This is a genomic window from Propionispora vibrioides (assembly GCF_900110485.1).
GTDB classification, from domain to species: domain Bacteria; phylum Bacillota; class Negativicutes; order Propionisporales; family Propionisporaceae; genus Propionispora; species Propionispora vibrioides.
In genome coordinates this window covers 1-20,512 of record NZ_FODY01000006.1, presented here as the reverse complement: position 1 = coordinate 20,512, position 20,512 = coordinate 1, and the positions used below count along the sequence as shown (strand labels likewise).

The following is a 20,512-nucleotide window of genomic DNA, read 5'->3' as shown; positions in this document are numbered from 1 at the left end:
TCGCATGGTAGGTGTGCCAGGCACCTGTCGCAATTCTTTGCTCTGGTGAGTGAGGAATTTGCACTTGTTACATTCAATATTTATACGATTCTAATTTTAGTAGAAGGGTTCTTGTTCTGCCTTTTGGGCAGAGAATTGAAAAAGATAAAAGAGTTGAAGGTTAATGCAATACTAATTATTTTGGGTATTACGTACATAATTTTAGGCGTTTTTAGCTTTAGACTTTTTGCCAGGCTTTTAACAATACTTGCTACTATCGTCTTATTTTATTTTATCGGTAAGCTCTTTTTACGTGGAGAGGAAGAAACAGCTGGCAGCAACAATTTTGGTAAGTTTTTCAAGAGGATGTTATATGTAGCAGGATTTTTCTTCGTTCTTGTGCTTATAATTTCTGTTATTGACTATTATTCATCAAGAAATCAAAATATCAAAGAGATTACATATTCAAATTTGCTACAGGAAGTCGATCAAGGGGCAATTGAGCGCGTTAGCATCACTGATAAATATCTTAGAGGCAAGCTTAAAAATGGTCAGGAATTCAGTGTTATCTTGCCCCAGGATGCAAGTCCATTGATTGAAACTATGCATAAAAGAAACATTGCGATCAGTTTTAATGAACCACCAGCACCTCCGTGGTGGAAAGCTTTGTGGGAAAGGTAAACAACTGATAAAAAGAATTTAAGGTGAGTGTGATTGGATGTTTTTTAAATAAAAGTTTTGTTTTTAACCAAATTTCATTATTTGGTTTTATTATGTATTATGATACTTCGTTTACCCCCTAGGCCAAATCTGTTGTCACATCTGGAACAGTTAGCCGGCCCTGCTGCAAATGAAGTCGGGCATCAGCCCGCTCGGCCAGTTCAAGGTCATGGGTGACAATAATAACGGTACTGCCGTTGTCGCGGGCTTGAAACAGACTGTCTGTCACGACTTTGGCCAGAGTGGGATCAAGGTCGTTTGTCGGTTCATCCGCTAACAGGATTTTAGGATTAAGCAGCAGGGCCCGAGCCAGAGCCACCCGTCTTAACTGGCCGAGACTGAGTTCCTGGGGACGGTGATTCAGCCGGTGCTCAAGGCCAAAATCAGTCAGTAGCTCAAGGGCGCGTTTATCGGCGTTTTTGCCCGTCCGGGCAAAATAGGCGGGAACAACGACATTTTCATAGGCGGTCAGCGAATTAATTAGCCGGGAGCGCTGAAAGACAAAACCCAAATAAGTGGCCCGTAGCCGGGCTTGCTGTTTTGGGCTTAAACTACCGGTGTTTTGTCCGGCTATTACTATCTGTCCTGAAGTTGCCTGCTGCAGTAATCCAATAATCGAAAGCAATGTGGTCTTGCCGCTGCCCGACTGCCCGGTAATCGCCAATGATCTTCCCGTCTCCAACGTAAAGGAAATATTCGTTAAAATGCTCTCGTCGTCATAATTCTTATGAATGTGATGAACTGCCAAAATGGCTGACATGGAACTCCTCCTTGAAAATAAATTACTGACTTTCACAACAGCCGATTAATCGAATTCGCCGCGAGTCATAATCGTACTCGGATCAATTTGGCTGCCTCGATAGGCCGGCAGCCAGGCGGCCAGTGCACCCAGTCCCGAGAAGCTGACAACTAGCAGGAGGGCTGTTGCTGTTAAAAACTGCCAGGAGGGCTGGATAAACGGAAAAGACTGGTAATACTGGAGGATGTGCAGGCCACCGACATACAAAAGACTGCCCAATGCTATTCCGCATACCGAACCGATCAGGGAAACTGTTACAGCCTCACCCACAATCAGGGCTGCGAGGTCCAGGGCGGAGGCACCGATAGCCAGATATAATCCCCATTCCGCCTGCCGTTCCCAGGTCAGTGCATAGAAACGGGTAAATAGATGAAATAGTGATAATATAGCAGTTAATGCACCTACACTGCCCAACAGGTACACCAGTATGGTGAACTGATCGATAATGCGCTGTTTCACTTCCGCTGCGACAATAGTCTGAAAGTAGCCGATCTGTTGAATCTTGTCAACGATACTGCTCGCCTTTACTGCGGGATCAATTTGTAGCAGTACCGAAGAGATCAGGCCCGTCGGATTACCTTCGTTTGCCCAAACCGATTGGAGCTGCGAACTGCTACCGGCTACCCGCCGTGCTTCCTCCATACTGACAAACAGGGAATAATCCAGAGTAGTGCCTGTTTCCTCGGCAATAGTTACAATATTGTACCATTTGCCTAGAATAGATATTTTATCCTGTGTCCAAGTTGGCACTTTGGCTCCAAGTATGACTTCATCGTCAGCCAGGCAGTTTTTATTGATTTTTTTCAGCCACGGCTGAAGAATCCAGTCGCTGTCCGGATCATAGCCGAGCATCCGATTGTTTGTTCCGATGTCGTGACAGTCGGCTGTGAGCGTATGCGTAAAAAACTGAGGAGTGGCCTTGGTCACCCCCGGCAGTTTTCTTAATATGTCGAAGGTCTCTTTTGGCATATAGGTATTCACCGTTGCACCGCCAAACAGATATAAACTGGGCTCCATGGTTACCCCACCAGGGATGACCACGATATCGGCACCCATCCGTTGCTTGGAAAGCTCCATGCCTGAATGTACACCTTGATAGATGGCCGCAATAGCAAAAATAATAGCGATGCCGAATGCAATGGATATGGCAATGGCCAGACTTTGCAATTTTCGGTGCAGCAGGCTTTTCAAAATCAGCGACTTCATGCATTGTCCTCCCAATTTTCTGGATCGGTTTGTATTTTTCTGGAGCTATACCAGGCGATTGCCGCTCCGGTCAAAGTCAATAGGCTACCGCCGCATACGGAAAAGAATGCAGTTTTTTGGCAGTTACCATAAGTGCATAAACCAATGGCCCATGGTTGCGGCAATACCACCACGATTACGCCCAGGAGTGCGAGGATAAATCCGCTCAGTAGGCGGGCCTCAGCGGTATGCAGCGCAAACAGGCTGCCGGCGACAATCACGGCAAGCAAGGTCACCAGAAATTCCGCCTGGTAAGTATAATGGCAGGTCATCGGTTTGCCGCCGGCAAGTCCTGTGCAAATTGGAATGATTCTTGGTAGGAGTAAAAGTCCCATGCTAAGAAGTAGAACCACCCAGGCTAAAATCTTCTCATAGTTCATATCTGTTAACCCCTTTAGTTAAGATTTTTCTTTTGGCTGCAGGATCGGTGCTGGACAGAGTGTTTCGTCTGCCGTTGTTTTTTCTGTTGGTGCTGTCCCATGGTGGTTACCGGTATGCTCCTGCTGTGGCGTCTGGCGGAAAGGAGGACGGTTTACGCCGACATACAAGGCGGTTAAACCGATAAAGAAAATAATAGCAGCTACAATGAAATATCTCCCTAATGTCATCTTGCATCTCTCCTCGGTTTTTTTTGGCTTATTAAAGTAAAAGGCTGAACGCATTGGTTGCGCTCAGCCTTCGGGTTATTCCAATCAGCTTAGTTATGATAATCATATAATATTTTCTCTAGTAATCAAATAGTATTTTAGAATTCTTTATGCAAGCTAATGGCCAACCAGCCGATTTTTATAAGCAAAGGCAATCAATTGCATCCGGTTTTGCAAATGGAGTTTATCCAGAATACTGCGTAGATGGTTTTTTACCGTGCTTTCACTAAGATATAGATTTTCTCCGATTTCTTTATTGCTAAGCCCTTGGCTAATTAGCTGCAGTACTTCTTGTTCACGCTCGGACAGTCTGCTATCCGGAACTGCCTGTTTCTGTCCGGCAAATTCCTGCAGTATTTTGGCTGCCAGCACCCGGGATATGGGAGCTTCACCCTGCACAATGCTGATAATATAATCCAACCAGTATTCTGGTTCCATATTCTTGAGTAAATATCCCTGGGCGCCGCGTTTTATGGCTTCGAAGAAGTCCTGGACGTCGTCCGATACGCTCAGAATGATGATTTTTATATGCGGCATGGTTGATTTAATCCTGCCGGTAGCTTCTAATCCATCACCGTCCGGCATGCGGATGTCCATCAAAATAAGATCCGGCACCAGCTGTGTCGCCTTTTTCAGCGCTTCAGTTCCTGTGGTTGCTTCGCCGATGACTTCAAACAAAGGATTGGCCGAAAGAATGCTGGCGATTCCCCTGCGTGACAGAAAGTGATCGTCAACGATTAATACTCGAATAGTCACGACGGCAGCTCCTTTTTCTTCTTTTTCGTAACTGTTACAGTAGTCCCGGCACCCGGAATACTGACAAGTTGAAGGTCAGCCTCGATGGATTGAATATCCTGTTCCAATAGTTTGTAGCCGAAAGATTTTTTTTGACGAAGATTTTCTGCCGCTACAAATCCTTTCCCGTTGTCGGCGATTGACAGGGTAAAGGCTTCGCTTTGTTCACTTAAGCTGACATTCACCTGTGTGGCTGCAGCATGCTTGCGGATGTTGAATAATAATTCCTGAAAGATATGGAACAGTTGTTTTCGCTCATAGGAGCTAAAGGGAATTTTCTTAGCACAAGTGATAGCTAGATTGACTTTCGTGCCGGTTTGCGTTTCGTACTGGCGTAAGTGATCCTGCATGGCGGCGATGAGATCAATGTTGTCCTCCGCAGCCACGGTTTGCAAGGCAAAAATATGCTGCCGTAGTTCGGTATCGGCAAAGCGGATAGCTTCACGCAAATCCTTAATTGCCGTCCATGGTTCCTGCCGATTTTGGCAAGCTCTTTCGATATCCATTATTTTTACATTCATAAAAAATAATGATTGGGCGATACTGTCATGTAAATTGCGGGCAATCCGGTACCGCTCCTGCAATACGGCTGTTTCCTGCTTTTCCTGCTGCAGTTTGCCGTAAAGATTTTCCATCAAGGTGAAAATGCCGTGAGAAAATAGCATAAAGATGATCCCCGTCAGTACAGCTACCAAAACATTGCCCCAATCCATCGAAATAACGTGTAAAAATTCGTGCCTGGCGAATTCGAACAGGCCGATGCAGATAGCCGGTACGATGGCTGCGATCCATTTCATTTGAGTAGTATGCATACGGATACCTCCAAGGTAGGTAAGCAGGATGTAATACGCAGATAAGTCCTTTGTCAATAGGAGCAATGGCTGGCATTATGCGGCAACTGCATTGCAGCCGGCAGGTGCTTAGCGCGGGAAAGGGCGTAGCAATCGTTCCGCTTTAGATCTAAAAACGCTGCCTTAATAGTTCGAAAACTATCATGAGGCAGCGCTGTACGTTCAGGCAATAAGTGGCGGCGGTTTTGCCAAAACATCAATTCAATTCGGCAAGGCCGCCTTCGCGTAAGATAATCGTATGCGCTATAGTTAAATTAAGCTGTTGCCACTTCACTTTTTCACCGCAACAGGTAATTCCCCACATATCCCATTGTACAACACCGGTGTCATAATTAGGAAAGACAATTCGCCTGCTTTGCCCGTTTAGTAGTTCTTGCCCATTTAAGGCGTTTGGTCCCTGGGCAGTACTGTTAGTTGGCGTAATTGATAAATCATAGAGGTCGGAATTACTGGCATTTACAATGGTGATCTCCTGGCCGGTGGCAAAAACGGTGGAGGAAAAGCCGGCCAGGATAAATGTGACGAGCAATGCGATAAAGCAATGAGTTTTCATTTTTGCCAATCTCCTTACACTTGGTTTTTATTATTCAGCAAGAAACGTCTTGGCGAAGTGAGCTTCGGATGTGGAATAACGCATAAAGAATGGCTGCATGGCCTTCTTTATGCGTTGTTAAAACCTGTTAGTGATGTTTTTTATGCGCTTCCATCAGTGGGCAGCCGCCTGTTGCTTCGCTGCTTTTTGCCAGCCAGCCGTCTATGCTGTGCAAGCGTAAGACAAAGACGGCGTACGCCCCGTCCACAGGATCGCCAATAACCAATATGCGCTTGTCTTTGGGTAAGTCTTTTATATGATCATGTAAATCAGTAAGCGGTACATTCAGGGCATCTTTGACCGGTGATTTCTGGAAATCTTCTGCTGCGCGTACATCCAGCAGGAGGTCAGTGGCCGTTTTACTATCTAGCGACACAACAAAAGAATGATTATCAGACACTGATTTTAAAAACTGGTCAATTTTTGCGTGCAGTGATGTAGTGCCGTCGTGCCCGCCGGAAACAGAATCGGTGGCAGGACTCTCGTGAGCGTAGATTGGCATTAGCGTGAGAGTTAAAAATAACGTTAATATCAGCAGAATACGAGTTTTCATTGTAAAGCCTCCTTATTTTTGTTGAAATTATGCACCGGCTGATGAAAGCAACAGTTGTCCTTCCTTAATAAAAATGAGTGTTCTTGGCTGACAGCTACCGGTGTTCACAGTCAAGCTTGCCTTTTCTTGCGGGATGCCGCCTGTGCCGGAAAAACACTAAAGGCTACAAAGGTCGAATGACCCTTGTAGCCTTTAGCCCGTTGCTAATCAACTATGTTATTTATATTAAAACTATATTTTTATCATGTCAATTACCCTAAAGTACTATTGATGCTGTCTAAAAGTACTATTCTCGGTTTGTCAGTGATACTTATGGGTCAAATTGCAAATTAAAATATAAATAATATATTAACAAGCGCAGGAGATAAATGACTGTTTTTAGTGTTTATAGATAATTAATTAGTACTTTAGTATGGTATTCTATTTCAAAGTAAAAGGATATAATCAATAATACGGTTAGAATAAATAAATAGGGCTGATTAGTAAAAACTGAAGGCCAGGACTGTTCTTTAAGAACACCTGGCCTTTATTTTTTTGCCAGGCAGTAACGTTTGGTTTAGCGATGAAAGGGGGACATGAATAAAACATATAGTTTGTCGTAACAAGTGGGAAACTGAATTAGCCTAAAAAGAATTAAATAAGAATGGTGATGATGGATGAAAAAAGTACGGACTCTAGTTGCCTCTTCTCTATTGCTATTATCTGCCAATACACAGCCAGCTTTGGCGGAAGATGAGGAGAAGACAACCTTTACGTTGAATGAGATTGTGGTTACCGCGCCAGCGGTGAGTGATCCCCTGACGGTGGAAACCGACCCCAAGTCGCCCAAACAGCCGGTGCCGGCGGCTGATGGCAGCGGCTATCTGAAAAATATTCCCGGGTTTTCCGTGGCCCGTCAGGGTGGGACAGGCAGTGATCCGGTTTTCCGGGGGCTGGGAGGAACGCGCCTTAATGTTTTATTGGATGGCACTTATCAGTTTGGCGCCTGCCCCGGCCGGATGGACCCCACTACCTCGTATGTTTTCCCCGAATCGTACAGCAAGATCACAATTTTAAAAGGACCGGAAACGGTCAAATACGGTGGCGGCAATGTCGCTGGGACGGTATTGTTTGACCGGGAGACGGAGCGGTTTGACAAACCGGACGTTCGTGTCAACAGCAGCCTACTGTTCGGCAGCAACGGTCGTGATGATGAGCTGTTGGACATTACGGCCGGTGATACCAAAGGCTATGTGCGGATCATAAAAACCCACTCCAATGCCGATGATTATACCGACGGTAACGGCAATAAGGTTCATTCGTTCTATACCAGGCAGAGCCTGACCGGCATCTTTGGCTGGACGCCTGATGCCGATACCCTGTACGAATTTACGGCCGAGACCAGTGATGCCGAGGCGGCTTACGGCGGCCGGTCAATGGACGGCCCCCGGTTTGACCGCAATGATTACAGCTTTAAATTCAATAAGAAAAACATATCACCGGTGGTGCGTAACCTGGAATTCAAAGCCTTTCATAACTATGTGGACCATGTGATGGATAACTATTCGCTGCGGCCTGGTGCTATGATGCCAATGGCGATGGAAGTTGACCGGACAACCAATGGGGGACGGTTAGCGGCAGATTTGAATTTGGGGAAGACTACGACAGCAACGGTAGGGTTGGATTATCAAAAGAATGAGCATGCCGGACGAAGCAATATGGGAATGGGATATACAAGCTGGTCCCGTGATTTGACGTTTACCAATTACGGCTTATTCAGCGAGTTTAAGCACCAGTTAGCGAAGAACAGCCGTCTGTTGGCCGGATTCCGGACCGACAGCCTGGACGTAAAAGATGAAGAAACAGCGGCGGAAGGCCATGATCGCACTTACGGCGCTTTCCTGCGCTATGAACATGATCACGCCAACGCACCGGTTACCACATATATCGGCCTTGGTCATGCCCAGCGGCCGGCTGATTACTGGGAACGGAACACTAATTTTTACCTGAAGCCGGAGAAGAACACCCAGCTTGACACAGGGCTTCTTTATCGTTCCGGTAAACTGAATAGCAGTTTGTCGGTGTTTTACGCCAATATTAATGATTTTATTTTATTTAAAAATGCCAATGACTCGTCAAGCAAGACGGCAGAGAATATCGATGCCTCATTGTATGGCGGCGAGATTGATGCGGCCTATTTGCTGAATAAAAATTGGACGGTCACCGCTTCCCTGGCTTATGTACGGGGCAATAATGATTCGGATCATCGACCCTTGGCTCAGGTTCCACCGCTGGAAGGAACGTTAGGTCTCAAATACAGTCATGAGAAGTTAGAAGCCGGCTTGTTGTGGCGCGGCGTTCAGGCACAAACTCGCTATGATTTAAACAGCGGCAGTGAAATCGGCTATGATTTGGGAGCAAGCAGCGGCTTTGGTATTCTTTCGGCTAATGTGGGCTATAAAGCCAGTAAGGAGATTACGATTGCTGCCGGTGTGGATAATATTTTTGACAAGAATTATGCCGAATTTATTAGCCGTTCGGGCGCTTCAATTCCGGCGCTGGGCATCGTTTCTTCCTTTAGAGTAAACGAACCGGGCCGTACTATTTGGGTAAAGGCAAACTATAGGTATTAATTAGCTTTACACATTCTTTTATATGGTCGAATATAGCGTTTGGCTGATTAATAGAAAACTAAAGGCCAGGACTGATGTTTTACGGTCCTGGCCTTTGGACTAGCCATAACCTAGTTTACTTGATTGTTGAAATTATGCGATAAATTAATAACTTGACCAACAGAAAATTTGGTTAATAAAATGGCGTATTGGTGTTTAATGGTACACCCTGCAGCTATGCGTTAAGAATGGAAAAACCTAGCCCGTACTTTTTGTAGAGGTCGCTCAGCGCATCTCTCTACAGTTATCTATTTATAAGCTAGTGCCGCTGTAAAAGAATATTAGGGAGAGTGCGTGCGATGATAAAACACCCTTATAGCAAGGCAGCCGGAATATCTTTAGCTATTCATACTGTACTGATCGGTATTTTAACAATTGGCTACAGCGGTATGTTTACGCCGCCTGCGGTTATCTCACCTATCGAAGTGGAATTTGCCTTGGTGAATGTGGTTGATCAGGGAGATAGCCTGAATAAAGTTAACTCTTCACCAGCACCTGCCGCACTGCAACTCGAACGACAGGCTGAATCATCCGAGCAGCAGACTAAACTGGAGGGACGTATTGTAAACCAAAAAACAGCACCAGCTAAAAGCAGCCAGCAGTCGGGAGCAAATGAGACAAGCGCAGTATCTGCAACTGCTAATGAAATAACGACAGAGGGAGTAACAGCAGCCAGCGGTGGTGACGTTAACGAACCGTCAGTCAATGGTCCGGTAAATCGTTCCATTATCCGCTCACAACCTGGATACATTTCCGGCCCGCGTCCTGTCTATCCACTGGATGCTCGCAGGGCAGGCCAAGAAGGAACTGTCGTACTCCGGACGCTTGTTAGCACTGATGGCTCGGCTGTAGACGTAGTGGTGCTGACAAGCAGCGGCTGTGCATCTCTTGATGAAGCGGCAATGCGGGCAGTGAAAAAATGGCGCTTTGCACCAGCACGCTACGGCTCGACAGCAGTAGAAAGTTATTATGATGTGCGGGTAAAATTCCGGTTGGACGATTGGCAGTAAGCCAGTAATACAAAAACAATAAAAGCAATACAACAAGGGGAGGTTAAAAAATATGCTTCAGATTATAATCAAAGGCGGCTGGGTCATGGTGCCGCTAATCATTTGTTCACTTGTTTCTCTTACAATTATCGTAGAACGACTCTGGTTTTTAAAAAAAATTGCAGCGACGGACTATGCTGAACAGATTGTTAGTTTAGTAAAAAAGGGGCAGGTGGAGGAAGCGGCCCGACTGAGCAATGTAGATGCAGCGCCGTTGCTAAGAGTATTACATGCAGGAATTGAGCATATAAGTAATCCCGTCAAAGCCATGGAAGCAGCAGCCATAGCTGAAATTACCATCCTAAAACGCGGCTTACCGGTATTGGATACCATTATTACCCTATCACCGCTTTTAGGATTATTAGGTACGATTATTGGCATGATCAGTTCGTTTCAAGTAATGGCAGTAGGCTCAATAGGTCAGCCCCATGTGATCACCGGAGGGGTGGCGGAAGCTCTGATTGCGACTGCGGCAGGCATCCTTGTTGCTGTAAGTAGCTTAATTCCATATAACTATTTTTTAACCCGTGTCGAGAAAGAGACGGAAGTCATTGAATACTACGCAACCCGGCTGGAAGTGGTATTAGGCACACGGCCACATAGGAGCGATATGCATGAAGATAGCAAGAAATACGCCTAAAAAGGCCCACATTGAGATTATTCCGATGATTGATACGATGTTTTTCCTTTTGGTATTTTTTATGATTGCCACCTTATCTATGACCAGTCAAAATAGCTTACCGGTCAACCTGCCGCATGCTAATGGTATTCAGACCGAAAAACAGCAGGTACATATCTTAACATTGACTAAAGACAATAAGCTCTTTTATGATCAAGAACCAATCGCCTCGCCAGCAGAAGTGGTGCAGTGTCTTTCTCAGCAAAGCAACGGCCAGCAAACATCAGTCATAATCAATGCTGATCGAAACACAGAACATGGACATGTGATTGAATTGATGGATACCATTCGACAGGCTGGCATTACTAAAATTGCTGTAGCGGTCAATCCCTCGTAGGTATCTGTCAGCCATTGATTTCAATTCCAAGGTAAGATGAATTGTGTTTTCTTTTCAAACATTATGTTAACTCAGTGCACGTGGAGGCTATTGTTTCGATACAACGCCGTGCCACTGGAAATCCTTAGACTTTGCTGCTTCATGACCATTCATGTTTGTGGAAGAAGGCCTTAAAAAGCGAAATAAGGTCCTCAAAAAGTATTTTCAGGTTTCTATAATTGTTAACCTGGAATGCGTAAACACAAAAGATGATGAAATAACAGATTAGGACGTTCAATTTTTGCATTGAACGTCTATTTTTTTATCTCAAAAAAAGAGAAGGGGAAAATTGGAATTAAGGTTTTTTTCATTGACATCGATAAGCAGGGAAATGCATTCTCACACCGTACTCACACGATTTCGGACTTTCTCACACCGTGCTCACAGCATTTTTGTTATGATGATTGGTATTGAACATCAATTGATATGAGGTCAAAAGAGATGAAAAAATTGAACACAGTTAACCCCGCTAGTGTAGGCGGTGACTGTTAATGATTAGGTTGTTTCGGGCATTAGGCTGTGACCTGGGAATCGATTTAGGGACCGCCAGCACGCTGGTCTATAGCAAGGGTCAGGGGATTGTTCTTCAGGAACCTTCGGTAGTTGCGGTGCTTCAGCACACTGGCGAGGTGCTGGCAGTCGGCGAGGAAGCCAGAGCCATGCTGGGTCGGACCCCGAGTAATATCGTAGCACTCCGGCCGTTAAAAAACGGGGTTATTGCTGATCTTGACGTCACTCAGCAAATGTTACAGTATTTTATCCACAAAACTGTTTCGGCGCGTTTTTATAAGAAGCCGCGGGTTGTTATCGGCGTTCCTTCGATCAATACGGAGGTGGAGAAAAGGGCGGTAGTATCGGCAGCTACACAGGCCGGAGCCCATAAAGTGTATTTAATCGAAGAGGCTATGGCGGCAGCTATCGGCGCAGGCTTGCCTGTGGAGGAACCCACAGGCAATATGGTGGTTGATATTGGCGGTGGAACAACCGAGGTGGCGGTCGTTTCACTGGGCGGTATTGTCAGGAGCCGGACTATCCGTATTGGCGGCGTTGAAATGGACGAAGCGATCAGCCAATATGTAAAAAGAACACACAATCTGATTATCGGTGAACGGACAGCGGAGGCTGTCAAGATTGCTATTGGTTCAACTGTCGCGTTACCGGAGGATAAAGCACAACTGGAGATTCGTGGACGCAACATGTTGACCGGGCTGCCAAAGGCATTGGTTCTTTCGGAACAGGAGGTGCGCTTTGCTTTGGTTGAATCGGTCGCCGCCATTGTCGAAGTGATAAAAAGCACGCTGGAGTGCACCCCGCCTGAACTGGTCGCTGATATTATCGACCGTGGTATGGTCCTGACCGGCGGTGGCGCTTTGCTGCGAGGGCTGGATGAGCTGCTGGTTAAGGAAACCGGTATTACGGTGCGTATAGCGGAGGAGCCTCTTACTTGTGTGGCGCATGGCACCGGAAAAATATTGGACAACCTCAAATTCTGCGCCCGATGACATATTCCATATGAGAAAGTTGTAAAAGGGAGGTGATTTGGTGCGTTTATGTATGCCATGTACAAATAGGCCTGGATTGCTGCTGGACATCTCGCAAATTCTGGTGAATTGGGAATGTAATATAGTATCTGTCGAGGTGGATAAGGGTGAACTTTATCTGGAGTATCAGCTTGCTTCTGAAAAGCAAAAGCCGCAGATTATGCGAGAATTGCAACAAGTGGATGGAATCTACAAAGTTAGCGAAGTCTTTGATATGCCGTCGAAAGAACGGGTCGAGCAGCTTGAGGCTGCCCTGGACTCTGTTCCGGATGGCGTGTTGGCCGTAAATGACTCAGGGATACTGAAACACTGCAATAAAGCAGCTGCCAACATTCTAAGACTAAAGGAAGACAGCCTGGAACAACCGTTATCATCCAGCCTGGCGGATAGTCTCCTTATTTGGCAAACGTTGGACAGCGGCTATTCTTTTCGCAACAGGGAGATCTTTATTGAGAGTATCGGCAGATACTGTATGGTTAGTACTCTGCCTCTGCGCAACGATACCAATGAAGCTATCGGAGCTGTTGTTACGATTTGCGATAGCCGGGATGTTCGGGAACTTGTGCAGAAGATGACGGCTTCTTGGCCGGTTGCTTTTCTTTTATAGATATAGTTTTTGCAAGTCCGGCTATGAAAAAGGTATTAGAAGGTTTACGGTTTTGAAACAAGCAAGGCCACTGCAAAATATGGCAATGGCCTTGCTTGTTTCAGATCGTGGTATTGTCGGTGTTTTTTCTTTCCATACATTATGCTTACTCTTTATAAATCAAAATTACCGCTGGCCTCAGGCTGAAAAAGAACTTTTTCTACTTTTAACAGGGCGATCCCCCCGGGAATTGCCCGTTCAACCCTATCGCTTTCCCGGTATCCCAAAATAGCCGTGCCGATCGGCGCTAATACCGAAATCTTTCCTGCTAACATATCGGCTTCATCCGGATAAACCAGAGTGCAGATCATTTCTTCTCCGTTGCTCAGATCTTTCAGCAATACTTGTGACCGCATCGTAATCACATCAGAGGGAATAGCCTTCGGCTCTATGATAACAGCCTGTTTCAGCTCGTACTTCAATTCCTCCAGGTGCACCTTTCTGTCTGGTGCAAATTCTTCTTCGAGCTGGATTAATTTCTCCAGTCTCTCCTGATCTGTACGGGTAATAAAAATAGCTCTTGACAATACTGTCCCCCCTTTTTTTTCAAATTGACTCAGCGGTTATATAAACAGAGCGGTTATCTTGCCATGCATCGTATAATGCTTATTAAAGGAAGCGGGTAACTTTTGGGATAAACGGGTCTGGCCATAGCGTCTGGTCACAGGATTGTACTTTCGCCTGTATATTGGTATACTGAAAAAGATCAGGAAAATTAAGAGAATTGTCCTCCCCCAAGAAATCAGATTCGTCTTGCCAGTCTGCAAAATATCTTCTGTGACACAAGGTTCAGTGTTTCTGCCAATGGTAATAACAGGAATTTTATAATAACAGGGTTTTTAACGGATTTTTTGATCTTTTCTGCTAGGTAGGCTAAGTATCCGGAACTTGTTGAGACGAGTATCGCACTAATCTTGGTGCCGTCCAGGTGTCTGACTATAGCACCTATTTCGGTAATACTTAAATCCCCGGTTCTAACGATGATAGGATATGCGTTGTCAACTTGCTGTCGAATACCCTGAATAATTAGCAGGAGGAATCTCAGCCTATTTTCGAGATTACCACCAAATTCGTCTACTCTTTTATTCATGTGTGGCGACAGAAATTGGCCAATTAAATAACCATGCGCAGCATGTACTTCAACGGCGTCAGCACCGGCATCCCGGCACCTTCTGGCGGCATCTGCGAACTTTTGAATAATCTCATGAATTTTTTCAGTTGTAAGTTCCTGCGGAATCTCCAACCATTTTGAGCAAGCACTGGGAGCTAAGGAAACAGGGCGGATATTCGTGACTAAAGCATTGGTTTCTTTGCCGGCATAGTGGAGTTGTACTGAGACCTTGGCACCATATTTATGGCACTCATCCACTAAGTTTTTAAACCCGGTAATGTGCTCATCAGACCATAACCCAAGTTGATCCACGATAGTTTTTCCCAATGGATCGACAGCGGTTGCTTCAATGGTAATTAAGCCAGATCGGCTTTTTGCCTTTGCGACATGATAATCAATTAAATACTGAGACATATTATCATCTTGAATTGCACAATTTGTTCCCATTGGCAGGCGCCTCCTTCCGTCAGATCATGCAGCGGCTTACCCAAAACGTGGAACCTATTTATTGCCCACTCTAAGCGAGTTAGCTCATTGGAAGTTATTATAACAAAGATGCTGTGAGTACGGTGTGAGAATGCGCGAAACCGTGTGAGAGCGCTGTGAGGAACACTCGGTGCTTATCGCGGCAGAGCCCATTAGTTTTATGCTGAGGGGCTAATCTGCCTGCGCCTTTGCGCCGTCTGGTGAGACGGTTTTTTTGTTGCCGTGTGGGATCTTAAAGAAGAAAGGACCTAAGCCATGATGGAGCAGATTACTAAAAATATTATATCTATGATGACCGCAAAACGGGAAAGTGATATAAAATCTATCGTCTATCGTGCAGGCATTATGCTTGTTTTGGTAATCGCCGCCTCTGCTATCGGATATTTTTTTCGTGCGCTGGGATTACTGGAAACCAATATAGTCATTGTATACCTTTTAGCCGTTTTGTTAACAGCACGTTTTACGGATGGATATGCTTTCGGTATTCTTGCTTCCCTGCTTGCGGCATTCTTCTTCAATTACTTATTTGTTGATCCGTTCTTTACCTTTTCTGTATATGCCCACAGATATGTTGTCACTTTTATTATCATGACCATCGCGGCGCTGGTCACGAGTACCCTTACTACACATGCCAAGCAAAATGCAATAGAAGCCCGTGAAAAAGAAACCGGAACAAAGATTCTGTATACATTGACAAATCATCTTACAGAGGCAGCAGATATTCATGATATTGCGAGGATTGCAACGGGTGCTATCAGCAAAATGCTAAACAGTAATGTAGGATGCCTTTGGTTTGATCCGAATGGAAAACCGGAGCAGACCTTTAGTCAGCAGGTTTCTTCCCAACAGCAATTTCTCCGGGAAATACCGGACATGGACGCACTCCGGCACCGGATCGAAGGACTGAAGAGCGACTGCAATGTCGGCACGGAGTTTTATGACTGGCCGATCTATGGACGGGAGACACCGCTGGGTATTATCCGGGTTCCCCAAGAAGCGGCGAAAGCCATGAACGAATCGCAAACCCGAATGCTGCACGCCATGATCGAAAGCACGGCGTTGGCAATGGATCGTTTTCGCGCCACGCAGCAGCGAATAGAATTCAATGAGGAAATCGCACGAGAGCGCTTTCGTGGAAATCTGCTGCGGTCAATTTCTCATGACTTGCGCACACCACTTTCCGGCATCATAGGAACGTCTGAAATGCTGCTGAATATGACGGCGCAGGACGACCTGCGATACCCTCTTATGGCGGGAATCCATAAAGATGCCAACTGGCTGCATTCCTTGGTTGAGAATATTTTGAGCCTGACCCGTTTGCAGGATGGAAAGCTGGTGCTCAACAAACAGGAGGAAGCCGCCGAAGAGGTCGTAGGTGCTGCCATCCGCCATATTTCACGGCACTACCCGGAGTATGAAATAGCAGTAAATGTACCGGATGAACTGTTGCTCGTACCAATGGATGCAAAGCTGATCAGACAGGTACTTATCAATCTTTTGGACAATGCTGTCAAGCATACAAATCTCCAAGATGAAATCTGTGTTTCGGTGACAAAGGATGCGGAGAAGAACTGTGCCGTGTTCTCGATCCGTGACCGTGGAGAAGGCATTGCAGCCTCCGAACTGCCGAATATCTTTCAGATGTTTTATACGTCGCGGGTCAAGCATTCGGATGCGCAGCCTGGCATAGGACTGGGACTTCCCATATGCGACGCGGTAGTGAAGGCGCATGGAGGGAGCATAATGGCCCGTAATCGCATGGATGGCCCTGGAGTGGAGCTTATCTTTACGCTCCCGTTGGAGGTGAATAGACTATGAATTTATATAACGCCTATGTCCTTGCGGTTGAGGATGACAGGCAAATACGGAATTATATCTGTTATTTGCTGGACGCAGAAGGCTTCAGTCACATTGCTGCAAGCACCGGTGAGGGTGCATTAAGCATACTTGTCTCGGAACCAATCGACCTGATGCTGCTCGATCTGGGACTTCCGGATATTGATGGCATGGAGGTCATCAGGAAAGTGCGCGAATGGTCGGAAATGCCGATTATCGTTATTTCCGCGCGCGATCAAGACAAGGAAAAGGCAGCTGCGCTGGATTTGGGAGCCGACGATTATTTGACAAAACCCTTTTCCGCAACCGAGCTTTTTGCCCGAATCCGTGTTGTGCTGCGATATTTATATCGGCAAAATAGCGGTAATAAAGCGCAGAGTATCCTCCAGGTAGGCGGGCTGCAAATTGATCTCGATAAACGATTGCTCTATGTCGATGGCAGTGAAACCCATGTTACGCCCATGGAATATAACCTGCTAGCGCTATTTTTCAAGAATATTGGCAAAGTGCTTACGACAAAGCAAATTTTAAAAGAGATTTGGGGTGTAGGCTATGGCAGTGATACACAGGCACTGCGGGCCCTCATGGCGGGACTCAGACGAAAAATCGAAAAAAATCCGGCAAAACCACGGTATATCCTGACAGAAATAGGGGTTGGCTATCGGCTGGTAGATGAATAAAATTCTTATCCAAGATCGCTTCGGTTTTCAAAACTGAAGCGGCTTTTTCATTATTGACGTCAGCCAGTGGGGCGCGTGAATTTTGCGAATTCTTTGGTATTGCTTTCATTCTGAGCTGTAGGTTTGAAGGGGAATTATGTATATGGATGACTTTATCATGACAATTATCTTAATATAGATGGTTCAAGACAAAAAATGGACTCACCATTAGGCGAGTCCTAATTTTTCCTGCTTATTTCACATACCGGCGAGCTCCAATGTAGTGGGAGGTATAGTATTCGTCCGCCAGTTCGGAAATCGTAACCTGTTTGGCCGCCGAACTAGCGTGGATGAACTTGCCGTTTCCCATGTAAAAGCCTACATGGGAGGCGCCGGGTTTATAGGTGGTGAAGAAAACCAAGTCTCCCGCCTGAAGGTTAGTCTTGTTTACCGGAGTTCCTACTGCAAACTGCTCGGCGGCGGTGCGTGGGAGATTAATGCCGTTCTCTTTCATCACATACCTGGTAAATCCTGAACAGTCCCAACCGCTAGGGGTTTCGCCACCCCAGACATAAGGAACTCCCATATACTTTTGCGCGGTATTCACGATATTGGCGCCACTGGAATCAACTGAAGCGGCGGAGGTAGTGGTTTTTTCTTGTGTCCTGGTTATACCCGATAAATCATTATTTGCGGTATTACCGAGAAGCTTTCCCACAAGCAACCCCAATATAATATTGACTAATCCACTACTGGAGCTGGTATCAGAGCTAAGTTGAGGCAAAACATCAGGTAATGAGGCTGCCGAAACCAGTGCAACCGGTGTTACCGGCATTAAGCTTAAAGCCAGAAAAAGAATGAATATGATTGGAATTTTACAACGGCACATTTTTACCTCCGAAAATGAAATATGCCAGTCGAAGTAAGCGACTGGCTGAAACTATAGGGTTGTTTATACAATAGCACTTGTTAATATATTCTGTAAACAAGAATTAAGAACCATTCTATCCTGAGATTGGATAATAGGCATGTGCAAACTAGTTCGTTGAACATTAGTGGAACAATTTAAAACTCTTCATTTGAATTTGTTAACGGGAGATTGATGCCGGTGTAAGGATGGCTGACAGCGCAACCGGAAGACAGAGCGCATGTTGCTCATGAAGAACCTATAGATATGATGTAATCCTTGTATTGCAAGGAGTCGATTACTTATCGTCTGTTTTTCAATCTATTAAAACAATCTCTGCAGTATACAGGGTGATCGCCGGTAGGGCGGAAAGGCACCTGAGTTTTTGCGCCGCACTCAGCACAGATGGCATCGAACAATTGTCTTTGAGGTCTGCTAATATTGCTAGATCTTTCTTGGCGCCTACGGGCCCGGCATGCAGGGCAACGACCGGGTTCATTGGTAAACCCTTTTTCAGCGAAAAACTCTTGCTCTGACGCCGTGAACACGAATTGGGCGCCACATTCACGGCAAGTTAACGTTTTGTCTTGAAACATAATAGACTCCTCCTTAGAAACCACTTAAAAATTAGTAATAAACCTAAATAGGAATATTATTAATTATAGTATAACATCAATTTTTTTCCAGTCAAGAAGAGCGTCTTACAGATCGCATGCTCATAAGGTTTTACGGCAACTCTTCTCATGTCGTTTAGTCGGGGAAGTTGCCGTTATTTTTAGTGTTTTTCTGCTCCACTTTACTCTGGATATATAAATAATAAGAACGAAGGGGACTTATATTTGCTTCTAATTCATAGATCAAGGAATGCCGGTTGGTAAACTTAATGCACATTGAGTCGGTAGTTTGGCTGCAAAGAAAACACAACCCTTGAAGCCTTGTGGAATAAGGCTTCAAGGTCATGGGGAAATAGCATATGTTTTCCCGGACATGGTTAGAAACATTAGGTTTTTGAGTTTGGCGTTTTACGTAGTAAACACTATGAAAATCGACACGGAAGGATAGAAATGGAAAAAACCTATGAATCCTTGATTTATAAGGGTTTATAGGCTCTTTCTCTATATTTGTCCGTGAATTTATTTTCCTTATCGGAAAGCAAGTTCATAGTTTTTCATTTTTAGGTTTATTCGCAATCACACAAACAAGGCTTTTTTGTTTTGACAGAATGACATCCACGTTTTTAAAGCCTGCTGATATCAGTGTTTGCCTGAAATCATTCGGGGAATACATTTTTAAATCCAACATTTTTACAAATCCTTTGTATGGGGGCTCTTCACCATCCAAACGCACCGCTGCGTTACAAATAAAGAAGGTTCCACCGGGCTTTAATATACGTAATATTTCTTTTAGGTCATTTATAAAGTCTGGCCAGAAATAAACTGTTTCAAAAGCGGTGACGATATGGAACGTATTGTCTGAATATGGTATCTGAGACACACTTCCTTGCTTTATTTCCGTACGTTTGGCAGCTGCCGCCTTTCGGTTGTATTTTATGGATTTCTCTACGCTTAGAGCAGAGTAATCCAGGCCACAGACTTTTCCCTCTGGAGCCATATCCAACATCCGGGCGATATTCGCACCGCCGCCGCATCCGATGTCCAAAATATTGTCATTAAAGAATGTAAAGGACCGAGCACGCTCAGTAAATATTACTGCTGGGAAAATCGTGTTACAAGTACAGGAGCAGTTGGGACTGTTTTTTAAAGGAGAAGAAAAGTACCATGCCATAGATAGGGTAATAAATGATCTTCGGAAGCGATGGAGTGTTGTGTTTGGCTGAAAAGAAAACATAGCCTTTGAGATCAGGTGGCGTCTGGGGTGAATTTAGCGCCAAAGCTCGATATAATCCTTTGGCAAAGCTGCTATTTCAGGGTGTCATACGCTGTAAGGGGCACGTGCATTGCAGCCTAATGGTTGTTTCCTTATAGGATATTCGAACATTTTGCAGAAAAGAGATTAGTTATATACCTCAATTAGGGTATATTAAAATCTAAATTAAATTAAAGACCAGCTATGAAAAGTCAAGTACCACAAGTTAAGAAATCTAAAAGGAGGTTATTTTTGGGCACAAGAAATAAGCCTATAATAGGCAAAGGATTTCAATAAGTTAAGCTAGAGGCACATAGGGTTTCTGATTTCTAAGAACTGCATGAATTATGTATGTGAGCTTCCTAGCAACAGCACCAGTTGCGGAAAAAGAATGCTTGCCTTGAGCGATTTTTTGGGTGTAAAAGTCTTTCAAAATGGGGTTATGTATTTTGGCAACATTAGCAGCTAACCAGATAGCTCTGCGCAAATAAGGGGAGCCACGTTTGGACATATGATTTTGGTTG

At 45.1% G+C, this 20,512-nt stretch carries 23 protein-coding genes; 9 read left to right on the top strand and 14 right to left on the bottom strand.

What is annotated here, in order from left to right; all coding sequences use genetic code 11:
• The first annotated feature begins 135 nt into the window (after nucleotides 1-135).
• Complete coding sequence (locus BMW43_RS06755) at nucleotides 136-660, top strand: ATP-dependent metallopeptidase FtsH/Yme1/Tma family protein (RefSeq protein WP_143050580.1); 525 nt, start codon at nucleotides 136-138, stop codon at nucleotides 658-660.
• A 118-nt stretch (nucleotides 661-778) separates the two neighbouring features.
• Here BMW43_RS06755 and BMW43_RS06750 read toward each other — a convergent pair whose 3' ends face one another.
• From BMW43_RS06750 to BMW43_RS06715, 8 genes are all read right to left on the bottom strand, one after another.
• Nucleotides 779-1,459: an ABC transporter ATP-binding protein gene (locus tag BMW43_RS06750; protein WP_091745078.1), complete on the bottom strand. Its 681-nt coding sequence runs from the start codon at nucleotides 1,457-1,459 to the stop codon at nucleotides 779-781.
• 45 nt (nucleotides 1,460-1,504) lie between these two features.
• Complete coding sequence (locus BMW43_RS06745) at nucleotides 1,505-2,704, bottom strand: ABC transporter permease (protein ID WP_091745076.1); 1,200 nt, start codon at nucleotides 2,702-2,704, stop codon at nucleotides 1,505-1,507.
• The gene (locus BMW43_RS06740) at nucleotides 2,701-3,123 is read right to left on the bottom strand and encodes a DUF4418 family protein (RefSeq protein WP_091745074.1); all 423 of its coding nucleotides are present in this window, start codon (nucleotides 3,121-3,123) and stop codon (nucleotides 2,701-2,703) included. Before BMW43_RS06740 ends, BMW43_RS06745 begins: the two co-directional genes overlap by 4 nt.
• An 18-nt stretch (nucleotides 3,124-3,141) precedes the next feature.
• A complete protein-coding gene (locus BMW43_RS06735; protein WP_091745072.1) occupies nucleotides 3,142-3,351 on the bottom strand; it encodes a hypothetical protein in 210 nt (69 codons plus the stop codon).
• Nucleotides 3,352-3,507: 156 nt separating this feature from the next.
• The gene (locus BMW43_RS06730) at nucleotides 3,508-4,146 is read right to left on the bottom strand and encodes a response regulator (protein ID WP_091745070.1); all 639 of its coding nucleotides are present in this window, start codon (nucleotides 4,144-4,146) and stop codon (nucleotides 3,508-3,510) included.
• Entirely contained in the window at nucleotides 4,143-4,997 is an 855-nt protein-coding gene (locus tag BMW43_RS06725; RefSeq protein WP_091745067.1) for a sensor histidine kinase, read from the bottom strand. The genes BMW43_RS06730 and BMW43_RS06725 overlap by 4 nt, the downstream gene beginning before the upstream one ends.
• A gap of 235 nt (nucleotides 4,998-5,232) precedes the next feature.
• Nucleotides 5,233-5,589 carry a hypothetical protein gene (locus tag BMW43_RS06720; RefSeq protein WP_091745065.1) on the bottom strand — a complete coding sequence of 119 codons (357 nt, stop codon included), beginning with the start codon at nucleotides 5,587-5,589 and terminating at the stop codon, nucleotides 5,233-5,235.
• A 127-nt stretch (nucleotides 5,590-5,716) separates the two neighbouring features.
• Nucleotides 5,717-6,181: a rhodanese-like domain-containing protein gene (locus BMW43_RS06715; protein WP_091745063.1), complete on the bottom strand. Its 465-nt coding sequence runs from the start codon at nucleotides 6,179-6,181 to the stop codon at nucleotides 5,717-5,719.
• Nucleotides 6,182-6,837: 656 nt separating this feature from the next.
• Here BMW43_RS06715 and BMW43_RS06710 point away from each other — a divergent pair.
• From BMW43_RS06710 to BMW43_RS06685, 6 genes are all read left to right on the top strand, one after another.
• A complete protein-coding gene (locus BMW43_RS06710) occupies nucleotides 6,838-8,793 on the top strand; it encodes a TonB-dependent copper receptor (protein ID WP_091745061.1) in 1,956 nt (651 codons plus the stop codon).
• 338 nt (nucleotides 8,794-9,131) lie between these two features.
• Nucleotides 9,132-9,842 carry an energy transducer TonB gene (locus BMW43_RS06705; RefSeq protein WP_091745059.1) on the top strand — a complete coding sequence of 237 codons (711 nt, stop codon included), beginning with the start codon at nucleotides 9,132-9,134 and terminating at the stop codon, nucleotides 9,840-9,842.
• A 52-nt stretch (nucleotides 9,843-9,894) separates the two neighbouring features.
• A complete protein-coding gene (locus tag BMW43_RS06700; protein WP_091745056.1) occupies nucleotides 9,895-10,521 on the top strand; it encodes a MotA/TolQ/ExbB proton channel family protein in 627 nt (208 codons plus the stop codon).
• A complete protein-coding gene (locus BMW43_RS06695) occupies nucleotides 10,496-10,897 on the top strand; it encodes an ExbD/TolR family protein (RefSeq protein WP_091745054.1) in 402 nt (133 codons plus the stop codon). Before BMW43_RS06700 ends, BMW43_RS06695 begins: the two co-directional genes overlap by 26 nt.
• A 530-nt stretch (nucleotides 10,898-11,427) precedes the next feature.
• Nucleotides 11,428-12,438, top strand: a complete 1,011-nt coding sequence (locus BMW43_RS06690; RefSeq protein WP_091745052.1) for a rod shape-determining protein — start codon at nucleotides 11,428-11,430, stop codon at nucleotides 12,436-12,438.
• A 40-nt stretch (nucleotides 12,439-12,478) separates the two neighbouring features.
• The gene (locus BMW43_RS06685; RefSeq protein WP_091745050.1) at nucleotides 12,479-13,084 is read left to right on the top strand and encodes a PAS domain-containing protein; all 606 of its coding nucleotides are present in this window, start codon (nucleotides 12,479-12,481) and stop codon (nucleotides 13,082-13,084) included.
• 152 nt (nucleotides 13,085-13,236) lie between these two features.
• On the opposite strand, the gene rnk is transcribed toward BMW43_RS06685, so the two are convergent.
• Both rnk and BMW43_RS06675 read right to left on the bottom strand, forming a co-directional pair.
• On the bottom strand, nucleotides 13,237-13,650 hold the full coding sequence (gene rnk, locus BMW43_RS06680; RefSeq protein WP_091745047.1) for a nucleoside diphosphate kinase regulator: 414 nt from the start codon (nucleotides 13,648-13,650) through the stop codon (nucleotides 13,237-13,239).
• A 215-nt stretch (nucleotides 13,651-13,865) separates the two neighbouring features.
• Nucleotides 13,866-14,681, bottom strand: coding sequence for an NADH:flavin oxidoreductase (locus tag BMW43_RS06675; protein WP_091745045.1), 816 nt, complete (start codon nucleotides 14,679-14,681; stop codon nucleotides 13,866-13,868).
• A gap of 294 nt (nucleotides 14,682-14,975) precedes the next feature.
• On the opposite strand from BMW43_RS06675, the gene BMW43_RS06670 reads away from it, so the two are divergent.
• Together BMW43_RS06670 and BMW43_RS06665 are read left to right on the top strand one after the other, a co-directional pair.
• Complete coding sequence (locus tag BMW43_RS06670) at nucleotides 14,976-16,538, top strand: DUF4118 domain-containing protein (protein ID WP_218140621.1); 1,563 nt, start codon at nucleotides 14,976-14,978, stop codon at nucleotides 16,536-16,538.
• On the top strand, nucleotides 16,535-17,236 hold the full coding sequence (locus BMW43_RS06665) for a response regulator (protein WP_091745043.1): 702 nt from the start codon (nucleotides 16,535-16,537) through the stop codon (nucleotides 17,234-17,236). Before BMW43_RS06670 ends, BMW43_RS06665 begins: the two co-directional genes overlap by 4 nt.
• A gap of 232 nt (nucleotides 17,237-17,468) precedes the next feature.
• On the opposite strand, the gene BMW43_RS06660 is transcribed toward BMW43_RS06665, so the two are convergent.
• From BMW43_RS06660 to BMW43_RS06645, 4 genes are all read right to left on the bottom strand, one after another.
• Nucleotides 17,469-18,104, bottom strand: coding sequence for a C40 family peptidase (locus BMW43_RS06660; protein ID WP_091745041.1), 636 nt, complete (start codon nucleotides 18,102-18,104; stop codon nucleotides 17,469-17,471).
• 320 nt (nucleotides 18,105-18,424) lie between these two features.
• Nucleotides 18,425-18,718: a zinc-ribbon domain containing protein gene (locus tag BMW43_RS06655; RefSeq protein WP_091745039.1), complete on the bottom strand. Its 294-nt coding sequence runs from the start codon at nucleotides 18,716-18,718 to the stop codon at nucleotides 18,425-18,427.
• 562 nt (nucleotides 18,719-19,280) lie between these two features.
• Nucleotides 19,281-19,907: a class I SAM-dependent methyltransferase gene (locus BMW43_RS06650; protein WP_091745037.1), complete on the bottom strand. Its 627-nt coding sequence runs from the start codon at nucleotides 19,905-19,907 to the stop codon at nucleotides 19,281-19,283.
• A 379-nt stretch (nucleotides 19,908-20,286) separates the two neighbouring features.
• A partial coding sequence (locus BMW43_RS06645) for a transposase (protein ID WP_143050578.1) occupies nucleotides 20,287-20,512 on the bottom strand: 226 nt, incomplete at its 5' end.

What these genes read in the sequence shown, in the direction of transcription:
- BMW43_RS06750 (WP_091745078.1), bottom strand. Translation starts at nt 1,459, where the DNA reads ATGTCAGCCATTTTGGCAGTTCATCACATTCATAAGAATTATGACGAC.
- BMW43_RS06745 (WP_091745076.1), bottom strand. Translation starts at nt 2,704, where the DNA reads ATGAAGTCGCTGATTTTGAAAAGCCTGCTGCACCGAAAATTGCAAAGT.
- BMW43_RS06740 (WP_091745074.1), bottom strand. Translation starts at nt 3,123, where the DNA reads ATGAACTATGAGAAGATTTTAGCCTGGGTGGTTCTACTTCTTAGCATG.
- BMW43_RS06735 (WP_091745072.1), bottom strand. Translation starts at nt 3,351, where the DNA reads ATGACATTAGGGAGATATTTCATTGTAGCTGCTATTATTTTCTTTATC.
- BMW43_RS06725 (WP_091745067.1), bottom strand. Translation starts at nt 4,997, where the DNA reads ATGCATACTACTCAAATGAAATGGATCGCAGCCATCGTACCGGCTATC.
- BMW43_RS06720 (WP_091745065.1), bottom strand. Translation starts at nt 5,589, where the DNA reads ATGAAAACTCATTGCTTTATCGCATTGCTCGTCACATTTATCCTGGCC.
- BMW43_RS06715 (WP_091745063.1), bottom strand. Translation starts at nt 6,181, where the DNA reads ATGAAAACTCGTATTCTGCTGATATTAACGTTATTTTTAACTCTCACG.
- BMW43_RS06710 (WP_091745061.1), top strand. Translation starts at nt 6,838, where the DNA reads ATGAAAAAAGTACGGACTCTAGTTGCCTCTTCTCTATTGCTATTATCT.
- BMW43_RS06705 (WP_091745059.1), top strand. Translation starts at nt 9,132, where the DNA reads ATGATAAAACACCCTTATAGCAAGGCAGCCGGAATATCTTTAGCTATT.
- BMW43_RS06700 (WP_091745056.1), top strand. Translation starts at nt 9,895, where the DNA reads ATGCTTCAGATTATAATCAAAGGCGGCTGGGTCATGGTGCCGCTAATC.
- BMW43_RS06695 (WP_091745054.1), top strand. Translation starts at nt 10,496, where the DNA reads ATGAAGATAGCAAGAAATACGCCTAAAAAGGCCCACATTGAGATTATT.
- BMW43_RS06690 (WP_091745052.1), top strand. Translation starts at nt 11,428, where the DNA reads ATGATTAGGTTGTTTCGGGCATTAGGCTGTGACCTGGGAATCGATTTA.
- BMW43_RS06675 (WP_091745045.1), bottom strand. Translation starts at nt 14,681, where the DNA reads ATGGGAACAAATTGTGCAATTCAAGATGATAATATGTCTCAGTATTTA.
- BMW43_RS06670 (WP_218140621.1), top strand. Translation starts at nt 14,976, where the DNA reads ATGATGGAGCAGATTACTAAAAATATTATATCTATGATGACCGCAAAA.
- BMW43_RS06665 (WP_091745043.1), top strand. Translation starts at nt 16,535, where the DNA reads ATGAATTTATATAACGCCTATGTCCTTGCGGTTGAGGATGACAGGCAA.
- BMW43_RS06660 (WP_091745041.1), bottom strand. Translation starts at nt 18,104, where the DNA reads ATGTGCCGTTGTAAAATTCCAATCATATTCATTCTTTTTCTGGCTTTA.
- BMW43_RS06655 (WP_091745039.1), bottom strand. Translation starts at nt 18,718, where the DNA reads ATGTTTCAAGACAAAACGTTAACTTGCCGTGAATGTGGCGCCCAATTC.
- BMW43_RS06650 (WP_091745037.1), bottom strand. Translation starts at nt 19,907, where the DNA reads ATGGCATGGTACTTTTCTTCTCCTTTAAAAAACAGTCCCAACTGCTCC.